Source organism: Kribbella hippodromi, from assembly GCF_039531045.1.
GTDB classification, from domain to species: Bacteria; Actinomycetota; Actinomycetes; order Propionibacteriales; family Kribbellaceae; genus Kribbella; species Kribbella hippodromi.
Window position 1 is genome coordinate 423,955 of record NZ_BAAAPH010000002.1, and the last position, 13,839, is coordinate 437,793.

General features: G+C 69.0%; 10 protein-coding genes and 2 riboswitches. All 10 genes read left to right on the forward strand.

The window, feature by feature from the left end; all coding sequences use genetic code 11:
- The first annotated feature begins 37 nt into the window (after positions 1 to 37).
- Positions 38 to 1,027, forward strand: coding sequence for a cobalamin biosynthesis protein (locus ABD260_RS04680; RefSeq protein ID WP_344232051.1), 990 nt, complete (start codon positions 38 to 40; stop codon positions 1,025 to 1,027).
- A complete protein-coding gene (locus ABD260_RS04685; protein WP_344232052.1) occupies positions 1,018 to 1,698 on the forward strand; it encodes a phosphoglycerate mutase family protein in 681 nt (226 codons plus the stop codon). Before ABD260_RS04680 ends, ABD260_RS04685 begins: the two co-directional genes overlap by 10 nt.
- Positions 1,689 to 2,657, forward strand: a complete 969-nt coding sequence (locus tag ABD260_RS04690) for a DUF3500 domain-containing protein (protein WP_344232053.1) — start codon at positions 1,689 to 1,691, stop codon at positions 2,655 to 2,657. Before ABD260_RS04685 ends, ABD260_RS04690 begins: the two co-directional genes overlap by 10 nt.
- Positions 2,658 to 2,659: 2 nt before the next feature.
- Positions 2,660 to 2,772: riboswitch (cobalamin riboswitch) on the forward strand.
- Positions 2,773 to 2,807: 35 nt separating this feature from the next.
- Positions 2,808 to 6,536, forward strand: a complete 3,729-nt coding sequence (gene cobN / locus ABD260_RS04695) for a cobaltochelatase subunit CobN (RefSeq protein ID WP_344232054.1) — start codon at positions 2,808 to 2,810, stop codon at positions 6,534 to 6,536.
- Positions 6,537 to 6,548: 12 nt separating this feature from the next.
- Positions 6,549 to 7,316, forward strand: coding sequence for a 5'/3'-nucleotidase SurE (surE, locus tag ABD260_RS04700; RefSeq protein ID WP_344232055.1), 768 nt, complete (start codon positions 6,549 to 6,551; stop codon positions 7,314 to 7,316).
- 290 nt (positions 7,317 to 7,606) lie between these two features.
- Positions 7,607 to 7,688, forward strand: a riboswitch (cobalamin riboswitch).
- A gap of 81 nt (positions 7,689 to 7,769) precedes the next feature.
- Complete coding sequence (locus tag ABD260_RS04705; RefSeq protein WP_344232056.1) at positions 7,770 to 9,827, forward strand: magnesium chelatase subunit D family protein; 2,058 nt, start codon at positions 7,770 to 7,772, stop codon at positions 9,825 to 9,827.
- Positions 9,827 to 10,441, forward strand: a complete 615-nt coding sequence (cobO, locus tag ABD260_RS04710) for a cob(I)yrinic acid a,c-diamide adenosyltransferase (RefSeq protein ID WP_344232057.1) — start codon at positions 9,827 to 9,829, stop codon at positions 10,439 to 10,441. The genes ABD260_RS04705 and cobO overlap by 1 nt, the downstream gene beginning before the upstream one ends.
- The gene (locus ABD260_RS04715; protein ID WP_344232058.1) at positions 10,438 to 11,808 is read left to right on the forward strand and encodes a cobyrinic acid a,c-diamide synthase CobB; all 1,371 of its coding nucleotides are present in this window, start codon (positions 10,438 to 10,440) and stop codon (positions 11,806 to 11,808) included. Before cobO ends, ABD260_RS04715 begins: the two co-directional genes overlap by 4 nt.
- Positions 11,805 to 13,166, forward strand: a complete 1,362-nt coding sequence (gene bluB, locus ABD260_RS04720) for a 5,6-dimethylbenzimidazole synthase (RefSeq protein ID WP_344232059.1) — start codon at positions 11,805 to 11,807, stop codon at positions 13,164 to 13,166. The genes ABD260_RS04715 and bluB overlap by 4 nt, the downstream gene beginning before the upstream one ends.
- Positions 13,163 to 13,765, forward strand: coding sequence for an LURP-one-related family protein (locus ABD260_RS04725; protein ID WP_344232060.1), 603 nt, complete (start codon positions 13,163 to 13,165; stop codon positions 13,763 to 13,765). Before bluB ends, ABD260_RS04725 begins: the two co-directional genes overlap by 4 nt.
- Positions 13,766 to 13,839: the final 74 nt, after the last annotated feature.

The following is a 13,839-nucleotide window of genomic DNA, read 5'->3' on the forward strand; positions in this document are numbered from 1 at the left end:
ACCCAATCACAGCCGGGCACCTGGCAGACTGCTGAGGGTGCGCCTGACGAATCCTCGCCGGAGACGCGGTCCGTCGCGCCGTACCTGGGCCGGTCTCGGCCTGACCCGGGCACTCGGTCTCTTGCTCGGTTTCGCCGCCGATCGTGTGCTGGGCGACCCGCAGCGGTTCCACCCGGTCGCCGGCTTCGGCCAGGCTGCCGGGCGGTTGGAGCGGTCCGTGTACGCAGACTCGCGCGCGAACGGCGCCGCGTACACGACCGTGCTCGTAGGCACTACGGCCGCGGCCGGTCTGTTGGCCGAGCGGGTCACGCGGCAGCACCCGGTTCTGCACACGGTAGCGACCGCTGCGGCTACCTGGACGGTGCTGGGCGCTCGGAGCCTTGAGCGCGAGGCGGAAGCCATGGCCGGGCTACTGGAGGACAAGGACATCCCGGCGGCTCGGGAGCGGCTGAGCCACCTGTGCGCGCGGGACGCCAGTGTGCTGGAGGCGGATGAGCTGGCGCGAGCAACAGTGGAGTCGGTCGCGGAGAACACGTCGGATGCGTGCGTGGCGCCGCTGCTGTGGGGCGGTGCGTTCGGCGTACCCGGGTTGCTGGCGTACCGGGCCGTGAACACACTGGATGCGATGGTCGGGTACCGGTCGCCCAAGTACGTGAACTTCGGCTGGGCGTCGGCGCGGCTGGACGATGCGGTGAATCTCGTACCGGCTCGGGTCTGCGCGGTGCTGACCGGTGTCGCGGCCGGACGGGCGCGGGAGAGCGTACGCGTGTGGCGGCGCGACGCGGGCAAGCATCCGAGCCCGAACGCGGGTCCGGTCGAGGCGGCGTACGCGGGTGCGCTTGGCCTGACGCTTGGTGGGACGAACGACTACGGGACGTACGCGGAGGATCGCGGCACGCTCGGTGATGGGCCGGCGCCGACGGTCGCGGACGTACGCCGAACGGCCGCGCTCGCCCGCCGGGTCGGTGTGGCAGCGGCTGTGCTCGCGGCTGTGGTCGGTGCTCGGAGGGGGCGGAGATGGGATTGAGTCAGCGTCCGTTGCGGATCGTGCTGTTGCGGCACGGGGAGTCCGAGGCGAACCTGGACAAGTCGGTGTTCGAGCGGGTGCCCGACCACGCGATCCCGCTCACCGCGCACGGGCACGAGCAGGCGGCGAAGACGGGCAAGCAGCTGCGCGAGCTGTTCGAGGACGAGCCGGTCCGCGTGTACGTGTCGCCGTACCTCCGCGCCCTGCAGACACTCGACTCGCTCGGACTGGACGACCTGATCGGACTGGCCCGCGAGGAACCCCGGCTGCGCGAGCAGGACTGGGCGAACTTCCAGGACACCGCTGACATCGAGCGGCAACGACAGCTGCGCGACGAGTTCGGGCACTTCTTCTACCGGTTCACGCACGGTGAGTCGGGCGCGGACGTGTACGACCGGGTGTCGACGTTCTTGGAGACGATGCATCGTGACTTCGACAGCCCGGACGCGCCGCGGAACGTCCTGCTGGTTTCGCACGGACTGACCATGCGGCTGTTCTGCACGCGCTGGTTCCACTGGTCGGTCCGGTTCTTCGAGTCGCTGCGCAACCCGGACAACGCGGAAACACGCGTCCTGCTGCGGCAACCCGATTTCCGGTACAAGCTGGACCGGCCGTTCGAGCAGTGGACACCCTATGAGCCAACGGAGCGGGAGCGATCAGCATGGTTGTAGCGCAGACGCGGGACACGGTGCTCGAGCTGCTGGCGAGTCTGACCCCGGCACAGACGGAGAAGATCCGTGCACCCTTTGACACGCCGGGCCACCAGCAGTGGACGTACCTGCCGGGTCCTGTTCCCGGTCTGGCGCTGACGGAGCTCACACCGGTGCAGCAGCAGCTGGTGGAGCGGTTGGTCGCGACTGGTTGCAGTGAACGCGGTACGGCGGATGTGTGGGCCGTACTGGATGCGGAGGTCGTCGTACGCGGACTGCCTGAGCTTCCGGAGTCGGGGGAGTGGGAGGGGTCGATCGTCGGCGATCGGTACTTCCTCCGCGTACTGGGCGACCCGAACGGTACTGAGCCGTGGGCGTGGCGGTTGAACGGTCACCACCTGGCGCTGCATGTCACCGTAGTGGAGGGTGCTGTCGCGTTCACACCGCAGTTCCTCGGGTCGAACCCGGCGGAGGTTCGTACTGGCCCGAAGGCCGGCCGGCGGTTCCTTGCCGCCGAGCAGGACCTCGGCTTCCAGCTGCTGCATGCGCTGGAGCCTGGTCAGCTCGAGGTCGCGGTCGTTTCACCCGATGCACCTGATGACATCCTCACCCGGCACGATCCGGTTGCCGATGCGTCGCTGTTGCATCGCGGTCTGGCGTACGGCGACATGTCCGCGGACCAGCGCCAGCTCTTCAGCCTGCTGATCGGCCAGTACGTAGGCCGCGCCGCCGGCCCGATCGGTCTGCAGACGTGGCACGACATCACCGACCAGGGCATCGAACGGCTCACGTTCGCCTGGGCCGGCGAAACCACTCCAGGCACCGGCCACCGCCACTACTACTCCATAGCCGGCCCCACCTTCCTCGCCGAATACGACAACACCCAAGACAACGCCAACCACATCCACTCAGTCTGGCGAGACACCCGCAACGACTGGGGCACCGACCTCCTAGCAGCCCACTACGCAATGCACCGCTAGAGTCGACCCAGTCAACCGACGGCATCAGCAGGAACCCGGTGTGAGTCCGGGGCGGTCCCGCCACTGTGAGCTCCTTGGGGAGTGAGTCAGGAACTGCCGCCGTCGTACCTGGAATCGGGGCGTGGACACCCCGGAAAGGAACGGTCGCCCATGCCTGTCTCCGAGAGCCAACCTGAGGACCTTTTACTCCTCTCGACTGCTGACACCGATCTACTCGCGGCCGCTCAGGCTGAGGCCGGGTGGAAGGTCGCCAACCCGGCCCGGCTGGAGTTGAGCGGACTAGACGAGCTCCTCGCTGATGCCAAGGTGGTAGTCGTACGCCTGCTTGGTGGTCGGCGGGCGTGGGAGGAAGGGCTGGACGCCGTACTAGCGGCCGGGAAGCCGACTGTTGTCGTCAGCGGTGAAGCGGCGCCTGATGCCGAGCTGATGTCACTGTCGACGGTCCCGGCCGGCGCAGTCACCGAAGCACTCGCGTACCTGAGAGAGGGCGGCGCGGACAACCTCCGAAACCTGGCCGGCTTCCTCCGCGACACCCTCCTGCTCACCGGCGACGCATTCGACCCGCCGCGTGCACTCCCGGCGTACGGCCTCCGCGGCACATACACCCCGGACGACCGCCCCGTCGTCGGCATCGTGTACTACCGCGCCCACGAGATCTCCGGCAACACCGCCTTCGTCGACGCACTCGCCGCCGCCGTCGAGGAGGCAGGCGCGCAACCACTGCCGGTGTACTGCGGAACGCTCCGCGGACTAGACCCGACCAGCGCCGACAACACCGGCCTATTCGACCTACTCCGGAAGTGCGACGTCCTAGTCACCACCCTGCTCGCGGCTGGCGGATCAGTAGCCGCCGATGCCAGCGCGGGCGGTGCGGACGACGCCTGGGACGCGGGCGCGCTCGCCTCGCTCGACATCCCGCTGATCCAGGGCCTCGCGCTGACCTCCACCCGCGAACAATGGGTGGACAGCGACGCGGCGGTCAGTCCGCTGGACGCGGCGACCCAGGTCGCGATCCCGGAGTTCGACGGCCGGCTGATCACGATCCCGTTCTCGTTCAAGGCGTACGACCAGGACGGCCTGGCCCGGTACGCGCCGGACCTCGAGCGGTGTACGCGGCTGGCCGGCATCGCGGTCGCGCACGCGCGCTTGCGGCACATCCCGCCCGCGGAGAAGCGGATCGCGCTCGTACTGTCCTCGTACCCGACCAAGCATGCGCGGATCGGGAACGCGGTCGGTCTGGACACCCCGGCGTCGGCCGTCGTCCTGCTCGGGCAGCTGGAAGCGGCCGGGTACGACCTCGGCGGCCTGGACCTGAGCGAGCTGCAGGGCGCGGACGGCGCCGACGGGCTGATCCACCGGCTGATCGCCGCGGGCGGGCACGACGTCGACTGGCTGACCGACGAGCAGCTGGCGGCCGCGGTCGCGAAGATCCCGTTGGCCAGGTACGCGACCTGGTTCGCGCGCGTTCCGGATTCGTTGCGTACGGCAATGACCGACGCGTGGGGCGCACCGCCCGGCGAACTGTATGTCGACACCTCCGGCGACGAGCCCGCGATCGCACTGGCCGCGCTGCGGTTCGGGAACGTCGTGCTGATGATCCAGCCGCCGCGCGGTTTCGGCGAGAACCCGGTCGCGATCTACCACGACCCGGACCTGGCGCCGTCACACCACTACCTCGCCGCATACCGCTGGCTGGAGATGTCTCCCGACGAAGGCGGTTTCGGCGCGCAGGCCGTCGTCCACCTCGGGAAGCACGGCACGCTGGAGTGGCTGCCCGGCAAGGGCATCGGGCTGGCGGCGGATTGCGCGCCGGACGCGGTGCTCGGGAACCTGCCGATGGTGTACCCGTTCATCGTCAACGATCCCGGCGAAGGTACGCAGGCCAAGCGCCGCGCGCACGCGACCGTGGTCGACCATCTCGTCCCGCCGATGGCGCGGGCGGAGACGTACGGCGACATGGCGAAACTGGAGTACCTGCTCGACGAGTACGCGACCGTGTCCGCGCTGGATCCGGAGAAGGTACCGACGCTCCGCGCGCAGATCTGGACGTTGATCCAGGCGGCGCAACTGCACCACGACCTGCACACGGACGAGCGGCCGGAGGACGACGACTTCGACGAGTTCGTGCTGCACCTGGACGGGTACCTGTGCGAGATCAAGGACGTGCAGATCCGGGACGGGTTGCACGTACTCGGTGGTGCGCCGGAGGGCGAGGCGCGGATCAACCTGGTGCTCGCGGTACTGCGGGCGAAGCAGCTCTGGGGCGGGTCGTACTCGATCCTCGGCCTGCGGACCGCGCTGGGCGAGACGTTCGGCGTGGACGAGGCGGCGTTGCTCGCGGACCCCGGCCGGGTCGTTCCGGAGTTGGCGGAGCTTGCGACGCTCGCGGACCTGCCTGCGGTGAGCGGCGCGGACGGCGTCGACCTGCTGGAGGCGGTGGCGCGGAAGCTCGTGGTCGGGATGGAAACGCTCGGCTGGGACGCGGCGAAGGTACCGGTCGTCGTCAGCGAGGTGCTGGGCAAGCAGTCCGTGGGCGTCGAGTCGTCGCTCACCTTCGCCGCGACCGAGGTTGTGCCGCGGCTGGCGCGAACCGGCGACGAACTGGCGAACGTACTCCGCGCTCTCGACGGCCGCTTCGTCGAGGCCGGTCCGTCCGGGTCGCCGACGCGCGGGCTGGTGAACGTACTGCCGACCGGCCGCAACTTCTACGCGGTCGACCCGAAGGCGATCCCGAGCCGCAACGCCTGGGACGTCGGCGTCGCGCTCGCCGACTCCCTGCTCGCCCGGCACCGCACCGAGACAGGGGAGTGGCCGCGCTCGGTCGGCTTGACGATCTGGGGTACGTCGGCAATGCGCACCCAGGGCGATGATCTTGCCGAAGTGCTCTGGCTGCTCGGCTGCCGCCCGGTCTGGGACGAGGCGTCGCGCCGCGTGACCGGCTTCGAGGTGGTCGGTCTGGAGGAGCTCGGCCGGCCGCGGATCGACGTCACGATCCGGATCTCCGGGTTCTTCCGGGACGCGTTCCCGCACGTGGTCGCGCTGCTCGACGAGGCGGTCCGTACGGTCGCCGCGCTGGATGAACTTGCCGAGGACAACTATCTGCGCGCGCACGTCGACGCCGATGTTGCGGAGGGCAATGATCTCCGGTCGGCGACGGCCCGGGTGTTCGGGTCGAAGCCTGGATCGTACGGCGCCGGACTGCTGCCGTTGGTGGATGCGCGAAACTGGCGTACCGACGCGGAACTCGCCGAGGTGTACGCGGTCTGGGGCGGCTACGCCTACGGCAAGGGCCTCGACGGTGCCGAAGCGCGTGGCTCGATGGAACGCGCGTACGCCCGGATCCAGGTCGCGGCGAAGAACGCGGACACCCGTGAGCACGACATCATGGACTCCGACGACTACTTCCAGTACCACGGCGGCATGATCGCGATGGTGCGGCACCTGACCGGCGCCAACCCGAAGGCGTACGTAGGCGACTCGGCCGTGCCCGCGCAGGTGAAGACGCGGACGCTGGACGAGGAGGCGAAGCGCGTCTTCCGGGCCCGGGTGGTGAACCCGCGGTGGATGGCGGCGATGCGGCGGCACGGGTACAAGGGCGCGTTCGAGATGGCGGCGACGGTCGACTACCTGTTCGGGTACGACGCGACCGCGGGCGTGGTGGACGACTGGATGTACGAGACGCTGACCACCGAGTACGTGGCGAACCCGGAGATGGCCGAGTTCTTCCGGAAGTCGAACCCGTGGGCCCGGCACGGCATCGCCGAACGCCTGCTCGAGGCGGCCCAGCGGGGGCTCTGGGCGGAGCCGTCCGACGAGGCGCTCGAGACGCTGCGGAGCGCGGTCCTTGAGACGGAGGGTGACATCGAAGACCGCGGCTGATTGGGTGGAGTCATGCCGCCAGAGCCGCTCCGAGTCCTGATCACCAACGACGACGGGTACCTAGCGCCGGGAATCCGGGCGCTCGCACCGGTGATCGCCGGGCTCGGGTACGAGGTGCTTGTGGTCGCGCCGCTGAACGACGAGAGCGGTGTCGGATCGGCCCGGGCCGGCATGCTCGACCGGCCGATCCGGAGCGAATCCGACTCGGAGAACGGCGTGACGTACACCGGGATCGACGGGACGCCGGCGCTGGCGGTGACGCTGGCGACGGTTGGCGCGTTCGGGCGGGCGCCGGATCTGGTGCTGTCGGGGATCAACCGGGGCGCCAACATCGGCGTGCCGATCTTCCACTCCGGGACTGTCGCGGCCGCCGTGACTGCGGCCGGGCAGAACACGTCGGCGGTCGCGGTCAGTATCGACTCCGAAGACCCTGGGCATTGGGAGACCGCGGCAACGGTCGCCGGCGAGGCGCTCGGCTGGATCGCCCCCGAACCCGCCGGGACGGTCCTGACAATCAACGTCCCGGACCGTCCGTTGGCCGAGCTGGCCGGGGTCCGGCACGCCTCGCTGGCGCCGATCGAGCGCTCCCGCATCATCGGTGCGACCGCACCTACCGGTGAACCGATGATCAACCTGGAAGCACCCCGCCCGGACCCGGTCCCGAACACCGACGAGGCCCTCCTCACTGCCGGTTTCGTCACAGTCACCCCGCTCGTAGGCCTCCGCGCCCTCCCCGACGACACCGCCGCCAACACCCTGGCCAAACGCCTGACCCGCTGATTAGCCCACCCGTTGCCCCGCCTCACGTGCTGACCGACACACCGGTTGACCCGCCTCGTGCGCTGAGCGGCTCACCTGTTGACCCGCCTCGTGCGCTGAGCGGCTCACCTGTTGATCCGCTGACCCGTTGATCAGCTCACCCGTTGATCGGTACCGAAGGACGGGTGGTGGTTGGTGGTGGGGCGGGCGGGCACGCCTGAGGGTGGCTCGTATGGGCCTGGTTCGGGGGACCACTACCCGTTGTTCGGTACCGCGTCGGGTGTGCCATGATCGGGGCGACGGTTGTGGAGGAACACCGGTGACCAGCTTGCTGGGAGTCCGGGGCGGTCCCGCCACTGTGACCGGAACCTTCGGGGTCCGGAAGCCAGGACATCTATGGCCGTCCGCCGGTTCGCCGGCGTACCAGTGCCGTAGCGGGCGTGGACACCCGCTCGACGAAAGGGACTTCCGCCGATGCGGGCTGCGCGATCTGATGCCGGGTTTCCGTTCACAGCGATCGTCGGGATGGACGATCTCCAGCTCGCGCTGATTCTGGCGGCAGTGTCGCCGGCGATCGGCGGGGTGCTGATCCGGGGCGAGAAGGGTACGGCGAAGTCGACCGCCGTCCGCGCCCTGACCGAGATCCTCCCCCCAGTGGACGTCATCGCCGGCTGCCGCTTCTCCTGCGACCCTGACCACCCCGACCCAACCTGCCCCGACGCCCCCCACACCACCCCCACCGACGGCGCGCGCGGCATCTCCGCGAACGCCCCGCACAGCACCTCAGCCGGCGCTGCGGCGAACGGTGGGGTGCGGCGGGGGGCTCGGTTGGTGGAGTTGCCGGTGGGGGCGACTGAGGATCGCGTGCTCGGTTCGCTGCACCTGGAGAAGGCGCTGGCGGAGGGCGTCACCGCGTACGAGCCGGGGTTGCTGGCGGCGGCGCATCGTGGGCTGTTGTACGTGGATGAAGTGAACCTCCTGCACGATCACCTGGTCGACGTACTGCTGGATGCCGCCGCGATGGGTCGGGCGACGGTCGAGCGCGATGGGGTTTCGGTGACGCACCCGGCGCGGTTCGTACTCGTCGGGACGATGAACCCCGAGGAAGGGGAGCTGCGGCCGCAGTTGCTCGACCGGTTCGGTCTGACGGTTGATGTCGTCGCCAGCCGGGACCCGGCGGTGCGGGTCGAGGTGATGCGCGCGCGGCTCACGTACGAAGCGGGGCCGGCGGAGTTTGCAGAGCGGTACGACGGGGCGCAACGCGAGCTGGCCGAGCGGATCGTGAAGGCGCAGGGTCTGCTGCCGGACGTGATCCTGACCGACGCGGCGCTCCGGCAGATCGCGGAGATTTGCGCATCGTTCGACGTGGACGGGATGCGCGCGGACTTGGTGACGGCGCGTACGGCGGTCGCGCATGCGGCTTGGTGCGGACGTACGGTCGTCGAAGTCGAGGACGTACGCGCCGCCGCCAAGCTCGCCCTGCCGCACCGGCGCAGGCGAAACCCCTTCGACGCCCCAGGCCTGGACGACCAGCAACTCGAAGACGCCATCAACAACACCACCCCACCAGAAGACCCCGACGACGATCCGGATGACCCGAACGGCGGACCGGGCGGGGGAGTAGATCCTTCAAGTGAAGGTGAAGGGGAAGCGAACCCTTCCAATTCAACTGATGGTGATGAGCAAATACCTGCGGGTTCCGCTCCAAGCGTCGCCGGAAGCTCGGAGCCGTACAAAGCGCGGCTTTTGAGTGTGAAGACTGCTGGGGTGGGCGTGGCTGGGCGGCGGTCGCGGGCGGTTACCGAGGTGGGTCGGGTGGTGGGGGACCGGGCTCGGGTCGGACGGGAGGCCGGGCGGCCGCATTTGCTCAGCACGATCAGGAGCGCGGCGCCGCATCAGCACGTGCGCGGGCGGAGCGGTCCGGGGCTGCTGGTGCGGGCGGCGGACGTGCGGCTCGCCGTACGCGAAGGCCGCGAAGGAAACCTCGTACTGTTCTGCGTCGACGCCTCCGGATCGATGGGTACCAAGAAGCGGATGAGCGAGGTGAAAACGGCGATCGTTTCGCTTCTCCTCGACGCGTACCAGCGCCGCGACACCGTCGGCCTGGTCACCTTCGCGGGTGCCGCCGCGACGGTCGCGCTGCCGCCGACGGGCAGCGTGGAAACGGCGGTCCGACGGCTCGAATCGCTGCCCACCGGCGGACGTACGCCGCTCGCCGAAGGTCTGTTGCAGACGGCCGAACTGCTCCGGATCGCCGCGATCCGCGACCCGCGCCGCCGCCCGTTGCTCGTCCTCGTCACCGACGGCCGCGCGACGTACGGCGAGAACGCGTTCGCCCGCGCCCGGCAGGCGGCCGGATGGCTGGCCGAGCAAGGGATCGCGACCGTGGTGGTGGATTGCGAAGCACGGCGCGGCGTACGGCTCGGGCTGGCCGCGGAGCTGGCGGGTGATCTCGGCGCGGAGTACCTCGATCTCGGAGATGTTGCGGCCGGCAACCTTGTGCGGACGGTCAGCGAACGGAAGGTGGCCTGATGCCGAAAGGGCAGCCGGTCGCCGTACCGGATGACGGCCTGACCACGCGGCAGCGGCGAAACCGGCCGTTGCTGATGGTGCACACCGGGGAGATGAAGGGGAAGTCGACCGCCGCGTTCGGACTGGCGTTGCGGGGCTGGAACCAGGGGTGGCGGATCGGGGTCTTCCAGTTCGTGAAGAGCGCGAAGTGGAAGGTCGGCGAGGAGAACGCGTTCAAGGCGCTCGGGCGGCTGCACGACGAGACCGGCGAGGGCGGTCCGGTCGAGTGGCACAAGATGGGCGAGGGGTGGAGCTGGTCGCGCAAGCCCGGTACTGACGCCGATCACGCGGCCGATGCGTTGGAGGGGTGGCGGGAGATCCAGCGGCGGATTTCTGCCGAGGCGCACGATCTGTATGTGCTGGACGAGTTCACGTACCCGATGAAGTGGGGCTGGGTCGACGTGGACGAGGTGGTCGAGACGCTCAGCAGCCGGCCGGGGCATCAGTACGTGGTGATCACCGGGCGGGATGCGCATCCCAAGCTGCTCGCGGCGGCTGATCTGGCCACCGAGATGACGAAGCTGAAACACCCGATGGACACCGGCCAGAAGGGTCAGAAGGGCATCGAGTGGTGACGGCTCCGAACCCCGCGCCGAAAGGTCGGTTGGTTTCGCGGGTGGTGGTGGCGGCGCCGGCTTCGGGGGCGGGGAAGACGACGGTTGCGGTTGGGTTGATGGCGGCGCTGCGCAAGGCCGGGCATGTGGTGGCCGGGTTCAAGGTCGGGCCGGACTACATCGACCCCGGGTTCCACGCGCTCGCGACCGGGCGCCCCGGGCGGAACCTCGATCCGATGCTGTCGGGGGAGGAGCGGATCGCGCCGCTGTTCCAGCACGGCGCGGCCGGTGCGGATGTCGCGATCGTGGAAGGCGTGATGGGCCTGTACGACGGCGCACTCGGCACCGAAGGTTTCTCCTCGACAGCACATGTCGCGAAGCTGCTCCGCGCGCCGGTCGTACTCGTGGTGGACGCGTCCGCCGCCGGCCGCAGTGTCGGAGCAGTGGTGCAGGGGTTCGTCGCGTACGACCCGGAGGTACGAATCGTCGGCGTGATCCTGAACAAGGTCGGCTCCGACCGGCACGAGACCGAAGTACGCGCCGGTGTCGCGCCGACCGGCGTACCTGTGCTCGGCGTACTGCGCCGCGACGCGCGACTGACGGTCCCCAGCCGCCACCTCGGCCTGATCCCGGCGCCCGAACAACAATCCCAAGCTGAACAAGCAGTAACCGCAGCCGCCGAACTGGTCCACCAAGGCGTAGACCTCGACGCCATCATCACCGCCGCCCACTCCGCCCCCCACCACACCTCAGCCGCATGGACCCCCAGCTCACCTACTGAGGTACGCGGTGTGCGACCGGTGATTGCGGTTGCCGGGGGACCGGTGTTTTCGTTTCGGTACACCGAGACCGTGGAGTTGCTTGAGGCGGCCGGGGCGGAGGTGGTGACGTTCGATCCGCTGGCCGATCGGTTGCCTGAGGCAACTGCTGGGCTTTACCTCGGTGGTGGTTTCCCGGAGCTGCATGCCGAGGCCCTGTCGGCGAACGTCGAGCTGCGCGATCAGGTCGCCGCCGAGATCGCCTCCGGCCTCCCGGTGATCGCCGAATGCGCCGGCCTCCTCTACCTCTGCCGCGAACTCGACGGTCACCCGATGACCGCCGTCCTCCCTGCGACCGCGCAGATGACCTCCCGCCTGACCCTCGGCTATCGCACCGCCGTCGCCGCCACAAGCACCGCGTTCTACGACGAAGGACGTCGCGTCCGGGGTCACGAATTCCACCGCACCACGATCACGCCGAGTACCAAAGAACTCGCACCCGCCTGGTACCTGCCGTCCGGTCCGGAGGGCATCACGCTTCCGCACGTACACGCGTCCTATCTGCACGTCCATTGGACCGCCACGCCCGACGTCCCGGCTCGCTTCGTCGCGGCCGCCCGAAACCGATGAAGCTCGTCATAGGCATCGGCCTTCGCGGCGGCACCTCGTACGAAGAGCTGACCGCCCTCGTACGCCACGCCCTTCGTGACGTCACCGGCGACGTCGACCTGATCGCCACCCGCACCGGACGCGAGCAAGAACCTGCCCTCCAACGCCTGGCCCAGGACCTGAACGCCGACTTCCGCACCTTCGAGACGCATGAACTCGCCGCCCAATCACCACCGACCCCCAGCGAAAAGGTCCAGCACCACACCGGCACCCCCAGCGTCGCCGAAGCCGCAGTACTAGCCGCCGGGGCGCACCTCGTAGTCACCAAACAACAAACCCCCAACGCGACAATCGCCATCGGCCACCTACCAGCGCCCGGGTACGACGCGGCGGCCCGGGCAACTGTGCATCGGGTTATCGCGGAGCGGCGGGACGTACGGCGAGGGTTTCTTGACCTTTCGGTTGATGATCGCTTGCTGACCAGAGTTCTGGAGGCTGCGCATCGGGCGCCCAGCGTCGGGCTCAGTCAGCCGTGGGACTTCTTGGTGATTCGCGACCTCGCTACCCGGCGGAAGGTGCACGAGCTGGCGACCGTCCAGCGGGATGCCTTTGCTGCTTCGCTTCCGGATGAGCGTCGTGCCGCGTTCGATGGGCTGAAGATCGAGGCGATTCTCGACGCGCCGGTGAACATCGCGGTGACCTGCGATCCCGGTCGCGGCGGCCGGCATGTGCTCGGGCGGCATGCTGATCCGCGGACGACCTGGTTCTCGGCCGCGATCGCGATCCAGAACCTGTGGCTTGCTGCTCGCGCCGAAGGGCTGGGTGTCGGCTGGGTCTCGTTCTTCACGCCGGAAGAGGTCGCGGGGGTTCTCGGTCTGCCCGCGCACATCGAGCTGGTCGGGTACCTGTGCGTGGGGCACGTCGACGAGTTCGCTTCCGCGCCGGAACTCGTCCGCTCGGGTTGGGCAAAACGCCGCCCGCTCACCTGGGCCGTACACCACGAAACCTGGGGCCACCGCGACATCTCCATCCACGAAGAGGCGCTACAAGCGACACCCGCGCACGACATCTCCCAGGCATCCGGTCAGACGGTCAACGTGATCATCGGCGGCGACGCAACCAGCTTGCGGAACCCTGAGGATCTGGTCGTTCAGTTGGGCGCCGTCAAACCACCGTCCGACTTCGGCATTGTCTGGCGTCACGCGCGCACAAACCACGAAGCCACGGAGTTCGGCATCGAGCTGGCCCGGGATCTCGCTCTGCAGGGCATCGCCCACCTCCGCGTACGCGTCACCGACCGCACCGAGCAGGCCGAAGCCTTCGCCCGGGGAATCGCCACCGGCGCGTCGGCCTCCGGTCTGACACACTCACCCGCATGACAGAGCCGTCCCCCATGTACGTGCCCAAGTTCTCGATGAAGCAGCGGATCACCCTGATGGCGAACAAGTACGAGTTGATCGCCACCAACCCGGACGGTAGCGACGGTGCGTTGCTCGCGTTCGCGCAGCAGAAGCGGATGGCGTTCAAGGAGCAGGTGACGTTCTACACCGACGACACCAAGACGCAGCCGGTGTTCTCGTTCAAGGCGCGGAAGACGATCGACCTCGGGTCGGGGTACGACGTGTACGACGCGAACGGTCAGCCGATCGGCTGGTTCAAGAAGGAGTTCGGGAAGAGCCTGCTCCGGTCCAGCTGGCAGCTCAGCGCGGCCGGGGTGGAGGCGGACGGTACCGAGCGGAACGCGACGGTCGCGATCGTCCGCCGGGTCTGGGAGTTCGTCCCGTTCGTCGGCGAGATCCCGCTGCCGTTCATCTTCCACTTCGACTTCACCGATCGCGCCTCCGGCCGGCCGGTGCTGTCGGTGGAGCGCAAGGTCTCGGTCCGCGACCGGTACCGCATCGAGGTCCAGGACCAGCGCCTGGACTTTCGCGTCGCGGCGGCGATGACGGTCGCGCTGGATGCACTTCAGTCACGCTGAGTGTTCGGCGTACGACCACGGTCGTACGCCGGTCTCACTCTTTCGGGTGAACCTACCCCGAGGACCCTTGGTTC

Bases quoted from the DNA above. Each gene is read 5' to 3' on its own strand.
- ABD260_RS04685 (WP_344232052.1), top strand. From the start codon at position 1,018: ATGGGATTGAGTCAGCGTCCGTTGCGGATCGTGCTGTTGCGGCACGGG.
- ABD260_RS04690 (WP_344232053.1), top strand. From the start codon at position 1,689: ATGGTTGTAGCGCAGACGCGGGACACGGTGCTCGAGCTGCTGGCGAGT.
- cobN (WP_344232054.1), top strand. From the start codon at position 2,808: ATGCCTGTCTCCGAGAGCCAACCTGAGGACCTTTTACTCCTCTCGACT.
- surE (WP_344232055.1), top strand. From the start codon at position 6,549: ATGCCGCCAGAGCCGCTCCGAGTCCTGATCACCAACGACGACGGGTAC.
- ABD260_RS04705 (WP_344232056.1), top strand. From the start codon at position 7,770: ATGCGGGCTGCGCGATCTGATGCCGGGTTTCCGTTCACAGCGATCGTC.
- cobO (WP_344232057.1), top strand. From the start codon at position 9,827: ATGCCGAAAGGGCAGCCGGTCGCCGTACCGGATGACGGCCTGACCACG.
- bluB (WP_344232059.1), top strand. From the start codon at position 11,805: ATGAAGCTCGTCATAGGCATCGGCCTTCGCGGCGGCACCTCGTACGAA.
- ABD260_RS04725 (WP_344232060.1), top strand. From the start codon at position 13,163: ATGACAGAGCCGTCCCCCATGTACGTGCCCAAGTTCTCGATGAAGCAG.